This window comes from Nonomuraea jiangxiensis (assembly GCF_900099965.1).
GTDB lineage: Bacteria > Actinomycetota > Actinomycetes > Streptosporangiales > Streptosporangiaceae > Nonomuraea > Nonomuraea jiangxiensis.
In genome coordinates, this window is sequence record NZ_FNDJ01000001.1 from 464,397 (window position 1) to 483,883 (window position 19,487).

General features: G+C 71.9%; 18 protein-coding genes. 10 read left to right on the top strand and 8 right to left on the bottom strand.

Annotated elements, in window-relative coordinates:
• The first annotated feature begins 65 nt into the window (after positions 1-65).
• Positions 66-1,082 (top strand): LacI family DNA-binding transcriptional regulator, encoded by a 1,017-nt coding sequence (locus tag BLS95_RS01945; protein ID WP_176992979.1) that lies wholly within the window; start codon positions 66-68, stop codon positions 1,080-1,082.
• Between the two features lie 156 nt (positions 1,083-1,238).
• Here the strand turns inward: BLS95_RS01945 and BLS95_RS01950 are convergent, their stop codons facing one another.
• Complete coding sequence (locus tag BLS95_RS01950; RefSeq protein ID WP_090928414.1) at positions 1,239-2,288, bottom strand: LacI family DNA-binding transcriptional regulator; 1,050 nt, start codon at positions 2,286-2,288, stop codon at positions 1,239-1,241.
• A gap of 136 nt (positions 2,289-2,424) precedes the next feature.
• On the opposite strand from BLS95_RS01950, the gene BLS95_RS01955 reads away from it, so the two are divergent.
• Positions 2,425-4,758, top strand: a complete 2,334-nt coding sequence (locus BLS95_RS01955) for a glycoside hydrolase family 3 protein (protein WP_090928416.1) — start codon at positions 2,425-2,427, stop codon at positions 4,756-4,758.
• Here the strand turns inward: BLS95_RS01955 and BLS95_RS01960 are convergent.
• Positions 4,755-5,774, bottom strand: a complete 1,020-nt coding sequence (locus BLS95_RS01960) for an endonuclease/exonuclease/phosphatase family protein (protein WP_245764760.1) — start codon at positions 5,772-5,774, stop codon at positions 4,755-4,757. The genes BLS95_RS01955 and BLS95_RS01960 overlap by 4 nt on opposite strands.
• Before the next feature lie 91 nt (positions 5,775-5,865).
• Positions 5,866-6,639 carry a SpoIIE family protein phosphatase gene (locus tag BLS95_RS01965; protein WP_090928420.1) on the bottom strand — a complete coding sequence of 258 codons (774 nt, stop codon included), beginning with the start codon at positions 6,637-6,639 and terminating at the stop codon, positions 5,866-5,868.
• Between the two features lie 320 nt (positions 6,640-6,959).
• Here BLS95_RS01965 and BLS95_RS01970 point away from each other — a divergent pair, with 320 nt between their 5' ends.
• The 5 genes from BLS95_RS01970 to BLS95_RS01990 all read left to right on the top strand — a co-directional run bounded on the left by BLS95_RS01970 (position 6,960) and on the right by BLS95_RS01990 (position 12,064).
• Positions 6,960-8,114, top strand: coding sequence for a sensor histidine kinase (locus BLS95_RS01970; RefSeq protein WP_090928422.1), 1,155 nt, complete (start codon positions 6,960-6,962; stop codon positions 8,112-8,114).
• On the top strand, positions 8,111-9,229 hold the full coding sequence (locus tag BLS95_RS01975; protein ID WP_143043550.1) for a hypothetical protein: 1,119 nt from the start codon (positions 8,111-8,113) through the stop codon (positions 9,227-9,229). Before BLS95_RS01970 ends, BLS95_RS01975 begins: the two co-directional genes overlap by 4 nt.
• Positions 9,199-9,882 (top strand): response regulator, encoded by a 684-nt coding sequence (locus BLS95_RS01980; RefSeq protein ID WP_090928426.1) that lies wholly within the window; start codon positions 9,199-9,201, stop codon positions 9,880-9,882. The genes BLS95_RS01975 and BLS95_RS01980 overlap by 31 nt, the downstream gene beginning before the upstream one ends.
• Before the next feature lie 292 nt (positions 9,883-10,174).
• The gene (locus BLS95_RS01985; RefSeq protein WP_090928428.1) at positions 10,175-10,840 is read left to right on the top strand and encodes a lytic polysaccharide monooxygenase auxiliary activity family 9 protein; all 666 of its coding nucleotides are present in this window, start codon (positions 10,175-10,177) and stop codon (positions 10,838-10,840) included.
• A 156-nt stretch (positions 10,841-10,996) separates the two neighbouring features.
• Positions 10,997-12,064, top strand: a complete 1,068-nt coding sequence (locus BLS95_RS01990) for a C45 family autoproteolytic acyltransferase/hydrolase (RefSeq protein ID WP_090929136.1) — start codon at positions 10,997-10,999, stop codon at positions 12,062-12,064.
• 7 nt (positions 12,065-12,071) lie between these two features.
• Here the strand turns inward: BLS95_RS01990 and BLS95_RS01995 are convergent, their stop codons facing one another.
• The 4 genes from BLS95_RS01995 to BLS95_RS02010 all read right to left on the bottom strand — a co-directional run bounded on the left by BLS95_RS01995 (position 12,072) and on the right by BLS95_RS02010 (position 15,403).
• Positions 12,072-13,376, bottom strand: coding sequence for a hypothetical protein (locus BLS95_RS01995; RefSeq protein ID WP_143043551.1), 1,305 nt, complete (start codon positions 13,374-13,376; stop codon positions 12,072-12,074).
• Between the two features lie 113 nt (positions 13,377-13,489).
• Positions 13,490-14,284 (bottom strand): alpha/beta hydrolase, encoded by a 795-nt coding sequence (locus BLS95_RS02000; RefSeq protein ID WP_090928432.1) that lies wholly within the window; start codon positions 14,282-14,284, stop codon positions 13,490-13,492.
• A gap of 114 nt (positions 14,285-14,398) precedes the next feature.
• A complete protein-coding gene (locus tag BLS95_RS02005; RefSeq protein WP_090928434.1) occupies positions 14,399-14,935 on the bottom strand; it encodes a hypothetical protein in 537 nt (178 codons plus the stop codon).
• A 111-nt stretch (positions 14,936-15,046) separates the two neighbouring features.
• The gene (locus BLS95_RS02010) at positions 15,047-15,403 is read right to left on the bottom strand and encodes a winged helix-turn-helix transcriptional regulator (protein ID WP_090928436.1); all 357 of its coding nucleotides are present in this window, start codon (positions 15,401-15,403) and stop codon (positions 15,047-15,049) included.
• A 91-nt stretch (positions 15,404-15,494) separates the two neighbouring features.
• Between BLS95_RS02010 and BLS95_RS02015 the strand changes: the two genes are divergently transcribed.
• Complete coding sequence (locus BLS95_RS02015; protein ID WP_090928437.1) at positions 15,495-16,613, top strand: NAD(P)/FAD-dependent oxidoreductase; 1,119 nt, start codon at positions 15,495-15,497, stop codon at positions 16,611-16,613.
• A gap of 243 nt (positions 16,614-16,856) precedes the next feature.
• Here the strand turns inward: BLS95_RS02015 and BLS95_RS02020 are convergent, their stop codons facing one another.
• On the bottom strand, positions 16,857-18,083 hold the full coding sequence (locus BLS95_RS02020; RefSeq protein WP_143043552.1) for a hypothetical protein: 1,227 nt from the start codon (positions 18,081-18,083) through the stop codon (positions 16,857-16,859).
• Between the two features lie 158 nt (positions 18,084-18,241).
• On the opposite strand from BLS95_RS02020, the gene BLS95_RS02025 reads away from it, so the two are divergent.
• Positions 18,242-19,150 carry an RpnC/YadD family protein gene (locus tag BLS95_RS02025; protein WP_245764761.1) on the top strand — a complete coding sequence of 303 codons (909 nt, stop codon included), beginning with the start codon at positions 18,242-18,244 and terminating at the stop codon, positions 19,148-19,150.
• An 84-nt stretch (positions 19,151-19,234) separates the two neighbouring features.
• Positions 19,235-19,477 carry an FCD domain-containing protein gene (locus BLS95_RS02030; RefSeq protein ID WP_143043553.1) on the top strand — a complete coding sequence of 81 codons (243 nt, stop codon included), beginning with the start codon at positions 19,235-19,237 and terminating at the stop codon, positions 19,475-19,477.
• Positions 19,478-19,487: the final 10 nt, after the last annotated feature.

A 19,487-nucleotide genomic window follows, 5' to 3' on the forward strand; every position in this document is an offset into this window, starting at 1 on the left:
CCGGTCCAGGAGCGGCCGGGCGGTCATGAGTGCGGACGGGCCCGGCGGCGGGCACGATGGTGCTCATGAACGCCGCGGAGTCCCACCCGGATCGCCCCGCCACCATCGCCGACGTGGCCAGGCTGGCCGGTGTCTCCACGGCCACCGTCTCGTACGTGCTCAACGACCGCCACATCGGCCGCATCCCCGAGCGGACCAGGACGAAGGTTCGCACGGCGGCCAGACGGCTCGGATACGTCGCCCAGTCCAGTGCCAGGTCGCTGTCGCGCGGGCGTACCGACCTGGTGCTGGTCTACCTGGGGGACGGCGGCATGCTGCGCAACCGGCTGGCCGCCACCGAGCTGACCCGGCTGGGCGCCGAGCTGCGCAAAGCCGGTTACGGTTTCCTGCTGCACGGCGACCCCTCGCTGCGCGGGGTGCGCGCGGCCAGGGCGTGGGCGGCGCTGCGGCCGGCGGCCGTCCTGGCCGACGTCGCGTGCTTCACCCGGACGAACGTGGACTTGCTGCACGGGTCGGGCGTCGTCGCGGTCGGCGTGGGCCGCGAGGAGTCACCGCTGGTGCCGACGGTGCTGCTGGACGACTCGTCGCTGGGCAGGGTCGCGGCCGAGCACCTGGTCGAGCGGGGCTGCGGCGATCTGGTGGCGCTGATGCCGCGTGACCCGGGCCTGCGTCCGCTGGCCGAGGCCCGGGTGCGTGCCGCGCGGGAGGTGGTGGTGGCGCGCGGCGGGCGGATCAGGACGGTCACGATGGGGCTGGACCCGGCCGAGGCGTGGGAGATCGCCCGCGGCTGGTCCGGGGGAGAAGGTCGCCCGGACGGGGTGTTCGGCTTCGACGACCAGCACGCGGGGATGCTGCTCGGCGCGCTGACGGACGCGGGCGTGCGGGTGCCCGGTGACCTCGCGCTGATCGGGGCGGAGGACGAGCCGCTGTGCGAGATGCTGCGCCCCCGCCTCACCTCGGTCGGGGTCGCCCGCCTCCGGGCCGGCATCGCCGACCTCGTCCTCGCCGCCGTCGAGCGCCGCTGGGACCCGGCCCGCGCCGTCCTGTCCTGGCCCACCCACCTCAACCAACGCGACACTTGACACTGCCGCTTCGTTCCCGCATCCCGGAGGCCGCCGTCAAGGCGCCGCACCTCCCGAGGTCGCCGTCAAAGCGTCGCGCTCCCATCGCATGGCGGAGGCCGCCGTCAAGGCGCAGCTTCCGCCTCGGTGTTCAGGGCCGAACGAGCCGGTTGATAATTACGACGGCTTTCTCGAAAGTTTCGGAGGGGCGGTGCTGGCCCGGATGACGAGGTCCGTCGCCAGCTCCACACGGTTGCCGGGCAGCGGCTCGCCCTGGGCCAGGGCGACGACCATGCCGGTCGCGGCGGCCGCCATCTCGGCGAGCGGCTGGCGGACCGTGGTCAGCGCCGGGATGACCCACTGCGCCGGCGGCAGGTCGTCGAAGCCGATCACGCTCAGGTCGTCGGGAATGCGCCACCCGAGCTCGCTGGCCGCCTGGTAGACGCCCACGGCCAGCCAGTCGTTGCAGGCGAAGATCGCGGTCGGCGGGTCGGGCAGCAGGAGCAGCTCGCGGGCGTGCGCCAGCCCGGCCGCCACCCGGAAGTCGCCCTCCCGGATCAGGAGAGGGTCCACGGGCACGCCGGCCGTGTCCATCGCCGCCCGGTGGCCGTCGAGCCGCGCCCGGCTGGACAGCGCGTGCGCGGGCCCGGTGATGACGGCGATGCGCCGGTGCCCCAGCTCCAGCAGGTGCCGGGTGGCCGACAGCCCGCCGCTCCAGTTGCCCGCCCCGACCGAGGGCACCCCCTGGCCCGGGTCGCCCGTGGGATCGACCAGCACCAGGGGGACGCCGCGGGTGTGGAGCCGGTCGCGCTGCTCGGGGGTGAGCCCGGAGAAGACCGCGATCACGCCGGTCGGGCGGCGGGTCAGCGCGTCCTCGATCCAGCTCCGGCCGGGGGTGTGCCCGCCCCGCAGTTCCGACAGCACCACGGCCAGCCGGTGCTCCCGCGCGACCTGCTCGACCCCCTTGATGATCTCCATCTCGTACGCGCCCTCCAGCTCGTCGAAGACCAGCTCCAGCAGGGCGGAGGAGTTGGCGCGGCGCTTCTGCCGCCGGTAGCCGTGCTCCCGGATGAGGCGTTCGATCAGGGCGCGGGTCTCCGCCGAGACCTCCGAGCGGCCGTTGACCACCTTGGAGACGGTCGCGACCGAGACCCCGGCCAGCTCGGCGAGCTGCGCGATGGTCGGCGGCGTGTCCCTGGAGGGGGCGGCATCCCTGGTCGTGGTCATGATCGCAGCCTGGTTCCGGTCATTCGCGGAGCCTCCGAAAGTTTCGGTGATTCTACGAAATATTCTTGACGAGGTTCTCACGGCAGCTTAAAGTTCCGAATCTAATGGTCGGGACGGACACACGAAAGTTTCAGCCATGACATCTGTGAACGTGCCAGGCCTGGCGCCCTGGCGGGACACGACCCGCACGACCGACGAACGGGTGGAGGCCCTGCTGGCCGAGCTGACCCTTGAGGAGAAGGTGGCCCAGCTCGGCTCGGTCTGGGTCCAGACGGACGAACCCGGCGACAACGCGCCCCTGCAACACCTCTTCATGGAGTCCGGAGGTGCGGGCGACCGGCTGGAGCGCGGGGTCGGCCACCTCACCCGCGTCTTCGGCACCGCCCCGGTGACGCCCGCCGAGGGCGCGGCCCGGCTGCGCGCCCTCCAGGAGCGGGTGATGGCGGGCAACCGGCTGGGCATCCCGGCCATCGCCCACGAGGAGTGCCTGACCGGGTTCGCGACGTACGGGGCCACCGCGTACCCGACGCCGCTGGCCTGGGCGGCGACGTTCGATCCCGGGCTGGTGGAGCGCATGGCCGGGGCGATCGGCGCCGACCTGCGCGCCGTCGGCGTGCACCAGGGCCTGGCACCGGTGCTCGACGTCGTGCGGGACTACCGGTGGGGCCGGGTGGAGGAGTCGCTGGGCGAGGACCCGTACCTGGTCGGCCAGCTCGGCGCCGCCTACGTACGGGGCCTGGAGAGCGCGGGGATCGTCGCCACGCTCAAGCACTTCGCCGGCTACGCCTCCTCGCGCGCGGCCCGCAACCACGCCCCGGTCAGCATCGGGCCCAGGGAACTGGCCGACGTCGTGCTGCCCCCGTTCGAGACGGCATTGCACGAGGGCGGCGCGCGCTCGGTCATGAACTCCTACACCGATCTCGACGGCGTACCGGTCGGGGCCAGCGCGGACCTGCTGCGGCGGCTGCTCCGGGAGGAGTTGGGGTTCGACGGGACGGTGGTGTCCGACTACTGGGCCATCCCGTTCCTGGCCTCCATGCACGGCGTGGCCGAGGACGACGCGGCGGCCGGGGCGGTCGCGATGCTGGCGGGCATCGACGTGGAGCTGCCGGAGACCGTCGGCTACGGCGAGCACCTGGTGGCGCACGTCCGCGCGGGCAGGGTCGCGGAGTCGGTGGTCGACCAGTCCGTACGCCGGGTGCTACGGCAGAAGGTCGAGCTCGGCCTGCTGGACGGCGGTCCCCTCGTCCCCGGCGGCGCGGACGGCGTGGACCTCGACGGCCCGCGCAACCGCGACCTGGCCATGACGGTCGCGGAACGTTCCGTCGTGCTCCTGGACAACCCCGGCGGACTCCTCCCCCTCGACCCCGGCACCAACCTGCGGATCGCCGTCGTCGGCCCCTGCGCCGACGACCCCCGGTGCCTGCTGGGCTGCTATTCCTTCCCCAACCACGTGCTGGACCGCTACCCGGAGCACGGCATGGGGCTGCCCATCGCCTCGATCAGGGAGGCGCTGGCCGCCGAGTTCCCGCACGCGGACGTGCGCCACGCGCCCGGCGTGGACGTGTCGGGCGACGACACGTCGGGCATCGCCTCGGCCGCCGCCGTCGCGGCCGAGGCGGACGTCGCGCTGGTGTTCGTGGGCGACCGGGCGGGGTTGTTCGGCGGGGGCACGTCGGGGGAGGGCTGCGACGCGGCCGACCTGCGGCTGCCCGGCCGCCAGCCGGACCTGGTCGAAGCGGTCCTGGCCACCGGCACGCCGACCGTGCTGGTCGTGGTGTCGGGCCGGCCGTACGCGCTGGGCGCCTACCAGGCCCGCGTGGCAGCCGCGGTCCAGGCGTTCCTTCCCGGGGTGGAGGGTGGGGCGGCGGTGGCCGGCGTGCTCAGCGGCCGGGTGAACCCCTCCGGCCGCCTGCCCGTGCAGATCCCCGCCTCGCCGTCGATCAACCCCTCGACCTACCTGCAACCGCCTCTGGGCCGGCGGGCGGACGGGATCACGGCGCTGGACCCCACGCCCGCGTACGCGTTCGGGCACGGGCTGTCCTACTCGGCGATCGAATACCTGGACATCGTGACCGACCGCGCGGAGCTGCGCACCGACGGCGCCGTCGAGGTGCGGGTCACGGTCCGCAACACCGGCGCCCGGCCCGCCGAGGAGGTCGTGCAGCTCTACGCCGGCGACCCGGTCGCGCAGGTGGCCAGGCCCGCGCTGCAGCTCGTCGGGTTCGCCCGGGTGGCGCTGGTGCCGGGGGAGCGGCGGGCGGTGGTGTTCGAGGTGCCCGCGGACGCGTTCTCCTACACCGGGATCGACCTGCGGCGCGTCGTCGAGCCCGGGGCCATCGTGCTCTCCGCCGGGCCCTCCGCGGCCGAGCCGCCGCTGCGCGCGGTCATCCGGCTGCAGGGCGAGACGCTCGTGCTCGGGTCCGCGCGGCGGCTCACCACCCGTACCCGGATCGAGGTGGTGAACTAGGGGAGGCGAAGGTCGGCGAAGACGCCTCGGTGGTCGGTCCTGGGCACGTCCACGATCTCGACCCGGCGTACGGCCACCCGCCTGTCGGCCAGCACGTGGTCGATGGAGATGATCGGCGGGATCGGGCGGAAGTTCGGCCAGGTGGGGATCAGGCTCTTGCCCACCTGGTCGGCCGCGTCCACGTAGCCGCGGGCCAGCAGGTCGCGCAGGGCGCGGTGGTCGAGGCTGGCGTTGAAGTCGCCGGCCAGCACCCGGATCGCGGACGGGGAGGCCGAGGGGAGGGCGCGCAGGGCGCGGTTCCACTCCTCGGTCATCCGGCCGAGCGGCGGGTTGGGGTGCACGGCCACGAACTCGACCTTGCCCCCGCCGGGCAGCGTCATGGCGGCGGCGGGCATGTTGTGGCCGATCGGGGTGAACAGTCCGGTCAGCTCAGTGACGGGATGCCTGGCGTAGATGCCGCTGCCCGTGGCGCCGAACTCCGGTTGCAGCACCTGATACGGCAGCAGCCGCGTCAACCCGGCCGCGTCCAGGCGTTCGACCTCGTCCGGGCGCAGTTCGAGGGCGCTGAACACGTCGACGTCGAACCGGCGTACGAGGTCGACCACGGTCGCGGCGTCACCCCGGCCGAACAGGTTGATCGCCAGCACCCGTAGCGGCGTGCCGTTCGCCGCCGGCTGCTCCGCGCCGAAGGCCCTCGGCACGACGATCGCGACCATGACCGCGCAGACGGCCGCGGCGGCCAGCGCGGCCGGGCGGTTGCGCCGGAGCAGCGACAGCAGCGCGGTCAGCGCCGCCAGCCCCGCCCCGTACGGAGTCAGGGTCATGAGCTGGGTGAGGAACGACCCCGTCTCCAGCCCGCCGGCCCTGATGACGGCCCAGAGCGCGAGCAGCACGACGACCGTCCAGCCGAACCACCGCCTGCGGCGCTTCCCCCGCACGGGAACGCCGGCGGCCGGGACCTGCTCGGCCTCCACCGATGTGCGCACGCCGCCGTCCTGGCCCCCGGGTCGATCCACAGCTTGAACCTTAAACCTTCCCAGCTCGGAACGTGTCCGGCTCTCAGCGGGCTCTCAGCGTGGGGATCATGCCGTGCCGCCGGCCCCCGGCCTACGCGGTGACGAAGTCGGCGATGAGCACGGTGGCGTCCTCCTTCGGGTCGGCGGCGGCGATCTCGTCGTACAGCCGGTCCAGGCAGGCGACCGGGGAGGTCGTGCCGCTCAGGAGTTGCTTCATGCGCGGCAGGCCGAGGGCCTTGAGCACGCCCTCGGTGACGATGACGACCCGGTCGCCGGGACGCAGCGCCACGGTGCCGACCTCGGTGCCGACCTCGGGGTCGAGCGCCGACGGCAGGCCGATCCCGCGCGGCGGCGGGCCGTCCTCGGAGGGCGGCGTCGTGAGCTGCTGCGGCTCCCGGCCCCTCGGGCAGTGGAAGATCGCGCCGTTCCCGACGTGGGCGAAGCGCAGCCGCGGCCGCTCCCCGGTGTCGAGGACCACCAGGTCCAGGGTGCTGACCAGGTCGGGCGTGGCGGGGTTGCGCAGCGCCGCGGTACGTACGGCGCGGTGCGCCGCCTGCGCGCACTCGTCCAGGTCCTGCTCGCGCGTCCCGGCGTGCTGCGGCCTGGCCCCGACCACGGCGCCCAGGGCCAGCGCGGCGGCCGTGTGGCCCAGCGCGGTGCCCCCGGTGCCGTGGGCGGTCGCCAGGAGCCGCTCCTGGATGACGTACGCGTCGGTCGGCGGGCCCTGCGAGCCCTCGTACGTACCGCCCACCGCCATCAGCCGTCCCCGTGCCCCCGGCATGCCGGCCGGCCAGTTCCCGCGCCGCCCCCGCACGGTCATCACCGACAGACACGAGATGAGAAACGTGATCACGAAGAAAGTCATGGGTCCCCTCCCGTCGCGTCATCGCGACACTCGCCCAGTACACGCTCATATGAGAGGACGCGACTGACGGCTGATCGGCCGTCGTGGGGTCTGACGGCCGATCAGCCGTCATGCCGCCGGGGCGGCGACGGGCCAATGTGCGAGGAGAGCGGCGATTGCCGCACGAGCCGGCACGAGGGAAGAAGCCATGCGACCCATGTCCACATCCCCGGCCACCACCGGACAAGCCCCTTCGCGTTTCCTTTTACACACCCTTCGCGCCCCTATCGGGTGCATTATTCTGAGACCCGTCTTGTGCTCTGACGACGAGCGGGCGGCCCATGTACCAGCGTGGTTCCACGAGATACGACTCGGCGACCAGGCACATGCAGCGGGCGGTCACACTCGTCGGGGGCGGCGCGCGGGGTGTGATGGGCCTGGTGGCGATCGCCGCCGCGATTCTCGGCGCCGTCCCGCCGGTCTCCGTCGCGTGGCTGGCGCCCATGCTGGCGGTCGACCTGGTGCTGAGTGTGCTGTTCCTGCGGCTGGCCCGGCGGCTGGATCCGTTGCCCTCCTGGCTGGTGGCCGGTGATGCGGCGACCACCGTCGTGCTGTGCCTGGCACAGCCGTACCTCGTGGCGGGGGAGGCGCTCGAAGGGGGATCGAGCTGGGTCGCGGGGCTGGTCACGATGAGCATCGTGATCACGGCGACCGTCTGGCGGCCATGGGTGGCGGTGCCCGTCGGCCTGGCGGTGGCGACCGCCTACCTCGTGGGGCTGCGGCTGGCGGCCCCGTACCAGGACGGGATCGGGACGCTGGGGATCCACTTCGTCCAGATCCTGTCCATCACGCTGCTGATGACGCTGCTGCGCCGCTCCGCCGCCTCGGCGGACGCGTTCCTGCGCAGGAGCGCGCGTGCCGAGATCGCTCTCATGGTCGAGCGGATGCGCCGCGAGGACGAGCTGAAGCAGGTCGGCAGCATTCACGAGACCTCGCTGCACACGCTGACGATGGTCGGCCTGGGCACCTACGACGAGCCCTCGGCCACGCTGCGCGCCCAGGCGGCGACCGACCTGGCGGCGCTGGAGAAGCTGCGGGACACGCCCCACGCCGACCCCGTGCCGATCGCCCTGGACGCGCTGCTGGACGAGGTGGCCGGGCGGGCCAGGGGCATCGACGTACGGCGGCGGCTGATCCAGGAGACGGTGCCGGGGGAGGTCGCGGAGCGGTTCGCCCGGGCCGTGACCGAGGCGCTGGCGAACGTCGCGCTGCACTCCGGCGTGCGCGAGGCCGAGCTGGTCTCCAGCAGGCAGGACGGCGAGATCCGGGTCGAGGTCGCCGACCAGGGTGCCGGGTTCGACCTGGCCCGGGTGCCGTCCGACCGGTTCGGCGTGCGCGGCTCGATCCTGGACACGATGCGCTCCCTGCCGAACGCCGGCGCCGACATCTCCTCCGGGACCGCCGGCACGCGGGTCAGCCTCTGGTGGCGGCCATGACCGAGGACATCGAGCAGGTCGCGCAGCGCTACGGCCGCTACACCACGTTCGGCGCCATCGTGATCACCCTGGTCTGGCACATCGGCTACGACCTCACGGTCACGGTCACCGGCTGGGACGGCTTCCGCTGGCCGGTGCTCGCCGCCGTGTCCTGGGTGGCCTACACCGCGATCGCCGCGTACGCCGGGGTCGTCCTGGTACGCACCTACACCGGCCCCACCAGGGTGCTCGAACTGGCGATCGCCGTGCTGGCCGCCGACGTCGCCGTGATGGTGGCCGGCCAGCCGCAGGACCTGCTCGGGCCCAGCAACTGGGGCTGGGGCTCGGTGGGCTGGCTCGGCGTCATGCTCTTCTGGAACCGGCCGCGCTGGCGGAGCGAGCTGACCGCGTTCCTGGCCGTGAACGCCGGCGGCATGCTCGCGGCGATGGCCGTGGCCGGGATGCTCGACCGCGTCTCCATCGCCAAATACCTGATGGTCATGGCCGGCAGCATCACCCTTCAGGTCGGCTACATGGTCGGCTGCCACACCCTGCGCGTCCGCGCCGAGGACGCCGTGACGCTGGCCCGCCGGCTCGCCGCCGATGACGCCTGGCGGGAGTCCGCGCGCAGCATTCACGCCGACCGCATCCGCCGCTACGCCGCCATCCGCGACGTGGCCGAGTCGCTGCTCACGCAGCTCGCCGACGGGGCCGACCCCGGCGATCCCCGGGTGCGCGAGGACTGCACCGCCGGGGCCATGCGGCTGCGGCGGCTCATCACCGAGCGCGAGGACGTGCCCGACGAGCTGGTGTCGGCGCTGCGCGAGCACATCGACGCGGCCGAGCGGCGCCAGGTCCTCGTGACGGCGCCGCCGTTCGGCGGCAGCTTTCCCGAGCTGCCGGAGGGCGTGCGGGAGGACCTGCTCAGAGGGCCCATCGAGGCGCTGGACGGGGCCAGGTCGCGGGCCAGGGTCACGGTGTCGGCGATGTCGACGATGGTGAGCGTGGCCGTCGTCGCCGACAACGACGACCTGCCCGTCAGCGCCACCCCGGTACGCGAGCCCAGCGGGGTCGTCGTCACCTACCAACGACAGGGAGGGGAGGTATGGGTCAACAGCATCTGGCAGGACCCGTGACCGTGGCGCTGGTGGAGGACCACCAGGTCGTGGTGGACGGGGTCAGGTCGTGGTTCGGCCCGCCGGCCCCGGTGGAGCTGGTCGTGCAGGGGCCCACCATCGAGTCGGTCCGCGGCACGAATGCCGACGTGCTGCTGCTCGACCTCAACCTCAACGGCACCATGGTCGTCGACCGGGTCGCCGAGTTGTGCGCGGGCGGGCAGCGGGTGATCGTCTTCTCCGAGCACGAGGAGCCGGAGACGGTGCGCGCCGTGCTCGACGCGGGGGCCTCCGCCTTCATCGGCAAGGGGCGGGCCACGCGGGAGACCTGCCTGGAGACGATCCTGGAGGTGGCCGCCGATCGGCCGAGCGTGACGCCGCCGATGGCCCAGGCCATCGCCACGGACGAGGGGCCGCACCGGCCGCAGCTGTCCGACAAGGAGCGGGCGGCGCTGCTGTTCTGGTTCCAGTCGATGTCGAAGGCGTCCGTGGCGGCGCGGATGGGCATCAAGGAGCGGACCGTGCGGCAGTACATCGACCGGGCCCGGGTGAAGTACGCCGCGGCCGGCCGTCCCGCGCCCACCAAGGAGAAGCTGCTGATCTGCGCCATCCAGGACGGGCTGGTGCAGCCGGACGAGGTGACGGTCTACACCTCCCGCGCGGCCTCGCCTTAGAGGCCGGACTCCTGACCCCGCCGGCGAGTCGCCCGCGGGGTGTTCGTGCTGCCCGGACGTCCCTTGGCAGGCGTTCAAGTTTCGGGCTGGGGTTGAAAGTTTCAGTGCCTGGGGCGGGGGCTGGGAAAGCCCTTTCCGCTGCTCATCGCGTACGTCGACCAGGGCGCACGGAGCGGGACGGCGCGTTGACATCAGGGCGTCATTTGTCCGGGATTTGGGGAGTCAGATACCGTCGCCGGAGCGGAGCGCTCCCCCCTGACCGGACCCCCTGACCGGAAACCTGGAGACCGCCATGCCCCAAGTCGCACCACACCGCCGGGTGTACCGTGCCCTGGCTCTGCTGCTGTCCACGGCGATGATCATCGTCCTCCCGCTGTCCGGCAACGCGACGGCGCACGGCTCGGTCGTCGACCCGGCCTCCCGCAACTACGGCTGCTGGCTGCGCTGGGGCAGCGACTTCCAGAACCCGACCATGCAGCAGCGCGACCCGATGTGCTGGCAGGCCTGGCAGGACAACACCAACGCCATGTGGAACTGGAACGGCCTCTACCGCGACAACGTCGGCGGCAACCACCAGGCCGCGATCCCCAACGGCCAGCTCTGCAGCGCCGGCCAGAGCCAGGGCGGCCGCTACCGCTCCATGGACACGCCGGGCGCGTGGACGGCGACGACCCTCGGCAGCACCTTCAACATCCGGCTGACCGACCAGGCGTACCACGGCGCGGACTACATCCGCGTCTACATCACCCGCCAGGGCTACGACGCGACGACCACCCGGCTCGGCTGGAACCACCTGGAGCTGGTCAGGGAGACGCCCAGGTACGCGCCCGCCGGCACGTACGCGATCGACAGCATCAGCAAGGGGTCCCGCACCGGCCGCCACGTGGTCTACACGATCTGGAAGGCCTCGCACATGGACCAGACCTACTACTTCTGCAGTGACGTGATCTTCAGCTGATCGGCAGGGAGCCGAGGGGGCCGGAGGGTGATCCTCTCCGGCCCCCTCAGTCATGAAAGCCGCGCCCTGGCCGCGGGTTCCGCATGATCGGGTTCACGGGCGCGCGGGCCGGGTAGTGATCAATCCGCGAAGGCCCTGCCGACCCGATGGATGTTCATGACTTTTCCCACCTTCACCTCGACGCAGACCGAGCCCCACGCCCGCGGCAAGGAGCTGGGCACCCAGTTGCGCCAGCGGATCGTCGCCAACATCAAGGGTTACACCGACCTGTTCACCCTCGCCGGGGCCGGCCCGGCGCAGGTGCGTGCCTGGAGCGAGCAGGCGCTCGACCGCGGCGACGCCTGGGCCCCGTGGCTGGCCGAGGAGATCGCCGGGATCGCGGCGGGCGCCGGGCTGGAGCCCTGGCAGGTCGCGATCGTCAACGCCCGTACCGAGATCCTGGCCGCCGCCGACGCGGCCGGCGAGGGCGAGTGCTCCACCTCCGTCGTGCTGCCGGGCGGCGGACGTCCGCCGCGCACGGTGCAGACCTGGGACTGGCACGACCACCTGCGCGACGCCCCCGTGCTGTGGGAGCTGTCACCCCGTCCCGGCCACGTGGTCCGTACGTTCACCGAGGCAGGCGCGCTGGCCAAGATCGGCGTCAACAGCGCCGGGCTGGGCGTGCACTTCAACATGCTGCACCACGACACCGACTCCGCCGATCCCGGCGTGCCCGTGCACCTGATCGCCCGCCGGATCCTGGACGAGGCGACCACGGTGGCCGAGGCGGTGGGCATCGCCCGCTCGGCCACGGTCTCGGCCTCGACCGTCATCACGGTCGTGACCGCCACGGAGGCCGCGGCGATCGAGATCACCCCCGCCGGCGTGGCCGTCGTGCCGCCCGGCGCCGACGGGGTGCTGCTGCACTGCAACCACTTCCTCGACCCGGCGCTGGCGGCCGGCGAGCGGCACGCCACCGACCGCCCGAGCACCTACGACAGGCAACGGCACCTACAGGCCAACGTCGAGCGCCTCGCCGGCGAGGACCTCACCACGCGGGCGCTGGCCCTGCTCAGCCACGGGCCCGACAATGCGCCGGTCTGCGCCCACCCGGACCTCACCCAGCCGCTCAACCAGCGCTGGGAGACGCTCGCCACGATCGGCCTGGACCTGCCGGCCGTGCGGCTGCACGTGCACGAGGGCGGGCCGTGCCGGGTCACGGAGTCCACCTGGCAGTCGCTCTGACCCCTCTTCACTGGGCGGCGCAGGCGGTCCGGCAGCCGCCGAACCGGCCGGGGTCGGGCTTGGTGAAGGCCGAGGCCGGGGTACCCTCCAGCGCGGCCGCCATCGAGTCCCGCCAGATGGGGCCGGGGATCGACAGGCCGTCCACGTACGGGTAGCGCCGCCCGCCGATGGTGACGTCGATCATCTTCTCCGTCAGGGTCCCGCCCAGGCCGACCGCGGAGGCCAGGTCGGGGGTGTAGCCCGCGTACCAGGCGGCAGCGTGGTCGTCGGCCGTGCCGATCATGCCCGCCGCGTCCCGGCCGAGGCTCTTGAGCGGGCTCCGGTCCAGCGCCTCCGCCAGCACGCCGGTGACCGCGTCCGCTACCGCCTGGTCGAGCACCTGCTCGCAGCGCGGCGGGAAGGACCGTACGACGCCCGAGCCGTTCCGGATCTCGGTGACCGCCCGCGGCGCGCAGCGCTGCCCCCGGGCGGCGAGCGTGGCGTAGGTGGTGGCGACCGAGACCGGGTCCACCTCGTTGTTCCCCAACACGAACGTCTCGAACTCGATGAGCGGCGAACCGTCGGCCCGTTCAAGGCCGAGCCGCCGGGCCGCCTCCACGGTCTCGCAGAGGCCCACCCGCTCCGTCAGTTTCAGGAAGAACGTGCTGTCCGCGGTCCACGTCCCCGAACGCAGGGTGGTGAACTCGCCGTGATCGCCCTCCTCGTTGACGACCGAGTGTGCCGGGTCGCCGACGTTTTCGCCCTTGCAGTTCTTGAACGCCTGGTAGGTGGGGGCCTGATAACGGTCGGAATAGGGAAAGCCGTCGTCCTGGCGCAGGCCCTGCTCCAGGGCGGCGACCAGGGGGTAGACCATCGCCGTGCCGCCCTGCTGAAGGGGCCGGCCTTCGTCCCGGCTGGTGGCCATCGCCCTGATCTCGCCGCTGCCCGGGACGATCATCGCCTGCTGGGCGACCTGCGGGTCGTCGCGGCCGACGTAGCGATCGACGGCCTGCTGGGCGGCCTGCTGCAGGCGCTGGTCGACCGTGGTCCTGATGGTCAGCCCGCCGCGGGTGAGCAGCCCCGCGTCCGCCGCGAGCAGCTCGCTCCGCACCCGCGCGCACAGGTAGGGATACCGGCTCGTCCCGCAACTGTCGGAGAACTCCTCGAGAACCGCGCCCCGCACGTCCACGAGCACGCTCGGGCGGGTGGACGTCGCGCCGACCGTCAGGTGGTCGCGGGCGGGCTGCGCGGTGCCGTCCCGGAGGAGCAGGAACGCGGCCCCCGCCACCACCGCCACCACCGCCGCGGCCACGGCGGCACGTAAGGATTTCACCGCCGAATTGTACGGTTGGCGAGTTGGCCCGAGCCAGCGGGGATCACGCGCTGACTGCCGCTCTCACCTGCGCCAGGCGGGCGGAAACGCGGCCACCCGACCGTGCCGCCGAGCTAGGGAGATCGGGCGATCCGATCGGCCAGGTCGGTCACCGCGCCGATGAGCTGCGGGCCGTTCAGCAGGACCAGGTCGTTGTGGCCCGCTCCTGGCACCTCGACGGTCGTCACCTGACCTCCGGCGGCGGTGGCCACCGCCCTGCTCAGGCCCGGGGGGACGATCGTGTCGCGGGTGCCGTACACGATGACCGTGGGGACCCGGACGGCGGCGATGTTGTCCGCGACCGGGAAGCGGTCCCACAGCAGCGCCCTGACCGGCAGGAACGGGTAGTTGGCCCGGCCCGCGGCGGCCAGGTCGGTGAACGGCGAGCGCAGCACCAGCCCGTCGGGCGGGCGCTCCAGCGCGAGCCTGGTCGCCACCGCCGCGCCCAGGCTCTCGCCGAAGTAGACGACCCGGGAGTCCCCGATGAACGCGCGGGCCGCCAGGATGTCGCGGTGCAGCCCCTCCTCGGTGGGGGTGCCCGGGTTTCCGCCGTATCCGCGGTAGTCCATGAGCAGCACCGGCAGGCCGTGCGCCGCCAGCGCGCGGGCCAGCGGGAGGCGGTGCGACCTGTTGCCCGCGTTCCCGCCCGCGACCAGCACGGTCACCGGGTGCTCGCCGGGCAGGAACCAGGCCGCCAGCCGGAGCCCGTCGCTCGTCGTGAACGACACGTCGCGCGCACCTGGCAGCACCTCGGCGGCCGGGGGCACCCGCGTGCGGTCGGGGAGGTAGACGAGGTTGCGCTGGAAGAGCCAGAGCAGGCCGAGCAGCAGCACCAGCACCACGACGACCACCAGGGCGGCGCGCGTCATCGTCGTCACCCTGCCGACGATACGCAATCCCTGTCCGGCGAGAAGAAACCCGGCCGGGGGAGCCGGCCGGGGGAGGTTTCCTTGGGTGGGGTCAGGGGGTCAGGGGGTCAGGGGTCAGAGCCAGCTTGCGCGAAGGTCGGTGGCCGACTCGGCGTCGGGCGGGTCGCTCTTGCCCGCGCGTACGCTGACGAGCAGGCGGCTCACCGTCTCGACGATCTCCGGCGCGTGGTGGCGCAGGCCGCTCACGTCCGCCGGGGTCACCTCGTCGCTCTTGACCCCGGCCTGTTCGAGCACGCCTTCGAGGTCCGCCAGCCGCTCGGCCAGCCACCTCAGCGGATCGGCGGACAGCCCCTTGTCGAACACCCGCCGCCCCGGCTCCCATCCGTCGATGCCGGGGTGGTGGTGGGTACGGTCGAAGCTGCCCGGCGTGCCGTCGACCGACTCCAGCAGGTCGACCCGCCACACGGGCCGTTCGATGGTGATGGGCCGTGCCGAGTAGATGGAACCCTTCAGCTCGCCGGGCTGGATCAGGCGGAGTTCGAGGCGTACGCCCCGCTCCGGTCCCTCCTGCCCTTTCGCGGGCTCCGGGTCCACGAAGTAGATGTCGCTCACGGCCACGCCGATCCGTTCGAAGCCGAAGAGGTAGAGCACGGGGAACCACTTCCTTCGCAGGCTAGAGAGAGGCTCTGTGGGAACGTACCCGCGCCGGAGCGGTGGATATCGGGCTATTTGCTAACCAGGGTCCGATTTTCGGCGGGCCGCCTAGCAGCTCTGGTCCGGTGGCAGGTGCTCCTCGGCCCACTTCGAGAGCTGGTCGAGGGCCGGCATGAGGGCGGTGCCGGCGGCGGTCAGCGCGTAGGAGACCGAGACCGGTGGTCCCGGGTCGACGGTGCGGGCGATCAGGCCCTCCTTGGCCAGCTCGGACAGCCGGTCGGAGAGGACCGAGTCGCTGACCCCGACGATCGACCGCGACAGCTCGCGGAACCCGGCGGGACCCGCCCGGAGGCTGCCGAGCACGATGCCGCTCCAGCGCTTGCCGAGCACGGCGAAGGCCCGCGACAGCGCGACATCGCCGCGCACGCAGGCTTCGACGGCCTGCTGCGAAGGTGGCGTCGTCATGGACCCAAACTAGCAGATTGACTGCTACTTTGATTTTCCTAGTGGATAGGAATAACGTAGCCGCACCTCGATTACTAGCAAGGAGACAGAGATGGTCGAGAACGCTGCCGCACGGCCCCGCGTCGTCGTCCTGGGTGGCGGCTACGGCGGGTTCAAGGCCGCCAAGCTGCTGGATGACGTGGCGGATGTGACCCTCGTCGACCCGTCCGACGCCTTCATGTTGAACGTCGCCGCCCTGCGGGCGCTGGTGCAGCCGGAGTGGCTGGATCGCATCTTCCTGCCGTACCGCCGGTTGCTGAACCACGGCCGTTTCCTGCGGGACCGTGCCGTGGCGGTGGACGGCCGCCAGGTGACGCTGGCCTCGGGGCAGCGGCTCGAACCCGACTACCTGGTCCTGGCGACCGGCTCGTCCTACCCGTTCCCGGCCAAGAGCGACGTGCCGGACGCCGAGCAGTCCAAGGCCAGGACGCGCGACGCGCACGCGGCCCTCGCGGGGGCGGACCGGGTGCTGCTGGTGGGCGCCGGGCCGGTCGGGCTGGAGCTGGCCGGGGAGATCAAGTCGTCCTTCCCCGGCAAGCACGTGATCCTCGCCGACGTCTCGCCCGACATCCTGCCCGGCGCGTACGACCAGGAGCTGCGCGAGGAACTGCGCAGGCAGCTCACCGACCTGGGCGTGGAGCTCAAGCTGGGCAGCCCGCTGCGGGACCTTCCCAGCACCCCGCCCGCCACCGCCGGGCCGGTCGCCGTCGCCACCGAGGCGGGGGACAAGCTGACGGCCGACATCTGGTTCCGCTGCTTCGGCGTCACCCCGCGTACCGACTACCTGCGGGGGGCGCTCGCCGAGGCCCTCGACGAGCGCGGGTACGTCCGGGTGGACGAGCACCTGCGGGTCAGGGGTCAGGACCGGGTCTTCGCCATCGGCGACATCGCCGACGCCGACCTCAACATGGCGGGGTTCGCGGGCGCGCAGGGTGAGCTCGTGGCCGCGAACATCCGCGCGCTGATCACCGGGGAGGGCGAGCCGGCCGCCTACGAACGGTGGCCGACCGTCATCCTCGTGCCGCTCGGTCCGGAGGGCGGCGCAGGCCAGCTGCCCGGCCAGGACGGGATCGCGGGCCCGGAGACGGTCTCGGAGATCAAGGGCAGGGCGATGCTGGTGGAGCACAGCGCGTCCCTGTTCGACGCCCCGGACCCCGCCGCCGCGTCCTGAGACGGGGGCGCACGCTTCCCGGGGCCTGCGGGTGGCGGTGGGGGCACGGCCTCCACCGCCACCCGCACCGGCCGCCGCCGCACCGCCTTCACGGTGGCCGGCAGGCCTCGCCGCCGATCAGCGTGGCGTCCAGATAGGTGGCGCCGGCCGAGCCCAGCGCGGCTACGACGTCGTGGTTGTCGCCCGCGGCGTCCCCCACCACCCCGCAAGCGCGCGGCGAAATGCGCGGGCACCAGGCCACGATCAGGTTGTGATATCTCCCGTGTCGAGGTCCCACAGAATGACGGAGAGTGCGTAAGGGGAGATGGTGTGGTCGTCGTGCGTGGCGTCCTCCAGGAGGTCCCACCGTCCCCGCTCGGGCCGCCCGCCGGCCATGAGCCGTACCCGGTCGCGTACCGGGGTCTGGTAGACGCGGTGGCTCACGCCGTTGAAGCAACACTTGTCGAAGCGGTTGAGTATCTGTAGCTGGCCCCGGTTCTCGCCTATCGACGCCATGACATACATGTCGAGGAAGTCGTCGGAGCTCGCGGCGTAGAAGCCCGGGAACGACTCCTTCGTCTGCTCGAAGTCGCCGATCGTGGGGCCCGGCTTCGGCGAGGCCGCTCGCAGGAAGAACGGCAGCGAGCCGGCCACAGGATAACTGCGGGTGACGCGGGGGTCGAGGGCTGAATAGACGGTCGTCGTCCAGCCGCCCCCGGACAGCCCGATCATCTCCACCGATCTGGGGCGATAGGTCTGCTCCGCGTAGTTGAGCGTGACGGTGAGGGGCTCCAGGAAGAAGGTCAGCGTGGAGAACTCCGGTCGTTCCCACGAGGCGAGCTCGCGGTGCGAGGGAGGGGGCAACATCGTGCCGGGGTGGTCGGGATCCTCGATGCCCTGCGCGTTCCAGTGGTGGAAGGGCATCGCGTACGCCATGACGCGGTAGCCCCGGTCGAGCAGGGCCTGGGCCGTGCGGATCATGGACTCGGGGGGCTCGCCGTGGCCGTTGTGGTAGAGGGCCAGGCGGTGGTTCCAGGGTTTGCGGGGGAGCAGGTCGTACACCTTGGCCGTGACCTGATACCTGAGCCGGACCGTCAGCAGGTCGATCCGGCGCACGCCGGTGATGTCCTTGAGCTCCTCCGGCGCCGCCACGCCCTGCTCGACGGCGGGCAGGGTCGTGGGCCTGCCGGCGCCCTTCCAGACGTAGCCGGCCAGGAACGCGCGCCTGGCCTCGATGTCCTCGGTGGTGTTCATGCCGATCAGCGGCTCGATGTCGACGCCGACGACGGCGGGCGGAAGGGTCTTGTACTCGGGACCGAACTTGGCCGCCGACTCCTGGTTCACGGGAGCCACCGGCCGTGGCGCCGCCTTCCCGCCGTACCCTCCCGAGGCGTCGGTCCCGTCGCCTGCCGCCACAGTGCCCCCGGTGAGCGCCCCGTCAAACCCGCCCACCATCCCACCGATGCCCCAGCCGCCTTCCATCCCTCTCATACCGCCACCACTCCCTTCGCCACCGACACCGCACCCGCCAGACACTCGCTTACCACCACCGCCTATGCCTTCCGTGGCAGTCTGGACATTACGAGTCGCGCGGGAGTTCGCATGTGTTCGATCAATTGCCCGTCACTTAGTGCATTCAACGTGTGACAATGAGTGTCATGCCGTCTCCCCTACATGACGCCCTCGTCAAGATGTTCCACGACCGCCTCGAACTGGCGGTGGAGATCCTGCGTGACCTCCTGGGCGTGGATCTGCCCGACACTCCGCTCGTACAGGAGGAGGAGCGGACCTTCAATACGCGGCGCTCCGACGATATTCAGGCTGACCTCGTCCTCAGTCTGGGGCCGAAGCAAGCCCCCGTGCACGCCATCATCGTGGAGGTTCAGCAGGACAAGTCGAAGGCTCCCCGACAGCTCGCCCGCTACGCCGCCGCCCTGTGGTTGACGCTGGACTGTGAGGTCACAGTCCTGGTCATCTGCCCTGATCGTGCGGCCGCCGCCTACTACTCACAACCGATCAAGGCCGGGCCGGTCCGCCTGCAGGCCTGTGTGCTTGGGCCGGACGGAATCCCTGTCATCACCGACCCCCAGAAGGCCGCCGACGACCTGGCACTCGCGGCCATGTCCGTCATGGTGCACGGTCGCAATCGCAAGGTTGTCGAGGCTTTCGACGCGGCGCTGGCGGACACCGACGTTGAACACGCTACGCAGTACACTGAATACGCATACAACATGGCCGCGCCCGAGGTCCGGAACATAATGGAGGAGATCATGACGTCTACCGACTGGCCGGTCTACACGCCCTTCGCTCGCGAACACTTCGGTCGCGGTCTCGAAGAGGGCAGGACGAAGGGCAAAGCTGAGGGCAAAGCTGAGGGCAAAGCCGAGGGCGAGGCCAAGGTCGTGCTGCTTGTGTTGGCTGCCCGCGGTCTCGACGTCCCGGACGATGTCCGCGCCCGTATCACCGCATGCACCGACCTTGCCCAGCTCGAGACGTGGGCCACCCGAGCGGCCACCGCGCAGACCCTCCAAGACCTGTTCGACGAACCGGGCGAATAGCGTGCCTCGCGGCCACGACTACGCGGGGCCGTGGGGGCGCGAGTCGGCTGCACAAGAGGGTTGATCCAGCCTGGTGCTCAGAGCTTGAGCCACTGGATCTGCCGCGTGCCCATGTCCACGGCGGCCATGCCCAAGGCGGCGCGCAACGGCGACATCGGCGCGTTCCGGGACACCGACCTGGCCTTTCACCGGCGGGTGTGTACGGCATGCGGCAACTCCTTCCTGCTGCGGCTGTGTCGCACGATCGAGTCCTGCCGCATGCGCGCAGCTCGCCTGCATTCCCCCTTCAACAACAACATCGGGGAAAGTGGTGAGAAGGGTGGTTAATCTGGGGCGC

Bases quoted from the DNA above. Each gene is read 5' to 3' on its own strand.
- BLS95_RS02015 (WP_090928437.1), top strand. From the start codon at position 15,495: ATGGTCGAGAACGCTGCCGCACGGCCCCGCGTCGTCGTCCTGGGTGGC.
- BLS95_RS01990 (WP_090929136.1), top strand. From the start codon at position 10,997: ATGACTTTTCCCACCTTCACCTCGACGCAGACCGAGCCCCACGCCCGC.
- BLS95_RS01950 (WP_090928414.1), bottom strand. From the start codon at position 2,288: ATGACCACGACCAGGGATGCCGCCCCCTCCAGGGACACGCCGCCGACC.
- BLS95_RS01955 (WP_090928416.1), top strand. From the start codon at position 2,425: ATGACATCTGTGAACGTGCCAGGCCTGGCGCCCTGGCGGGACACGACC.
- BLS95_RS02010 (WP_090928436.1), bottom strand. From the start codon at position 15,403: ATGACGACGCCACCTTCGCAGCAGGCCGTCGAAGCCTGCGTGCGCGGC.
- BLS95_RS01975 (WP_143043550.1), top strand. From the start codon at position 8,111: ATGACCGAGGACATCGAGCAGGTCGCGCAGCGCTACGGCCGCTACACC.
- BLS95_RS02020 (WP_143043552.1), bottom strand. From the start codon at position 18,083: ATGAGAGGGATGGAAGGCGGCTGGGGCATCGGTGGGATGGTGGGCGGG.
- BLS95_RS01965 (WP_090928420.1), bottom strand. From the start codon at position 6,639: ATGACTTTCTTCGTGATCACGTTTCTCATCTCGTGTCTGTCGGTGATG.
- BLS95_RS01970 (WP_090928422.1), top strand. From the start codon at position 6,960: ATGTACCAGCGTGGTTCCACGAGATACGACTCGGCGACCAGGCACATG.
- BLS95_RS02025 (WP_245764761.1), top strand. From the start codon at position 18,242: ATGAGTGTCATGCCGTCTCCCCTACATGACGCCCTCGTCAAGATGTTC.
- BLS95_RS01980 (WP_090928426.1), top strand. From the start codon at position 9,199: ATGGGTCAACAGCATCTGGCAGGACCCGTGACCGTGGCGCTGGTGGAG.
- BLS95_RS02000 (WP_090928432.1), bottom strand. From the start codon at position 14,284: ATGACGCGCGCCGCCCTGGTGGTCGTCGTGGTGCTGGTGCTGCTGCTC.
- BLS95_RS01985 (WP_090928428.1), top strand. From the start codon at position 10,175: ATGCCCCAAGTCGCACCACACCGCCGGGTGTACCGTGCCCTGGCTCTG.
- BLS95_RS01945 (WP_176992979.1), top strand. From the start codon at position 66: ATGAACGCCGCGGAGTCCCACCCGGATCGCCCCGCCACCATCGCCGAC.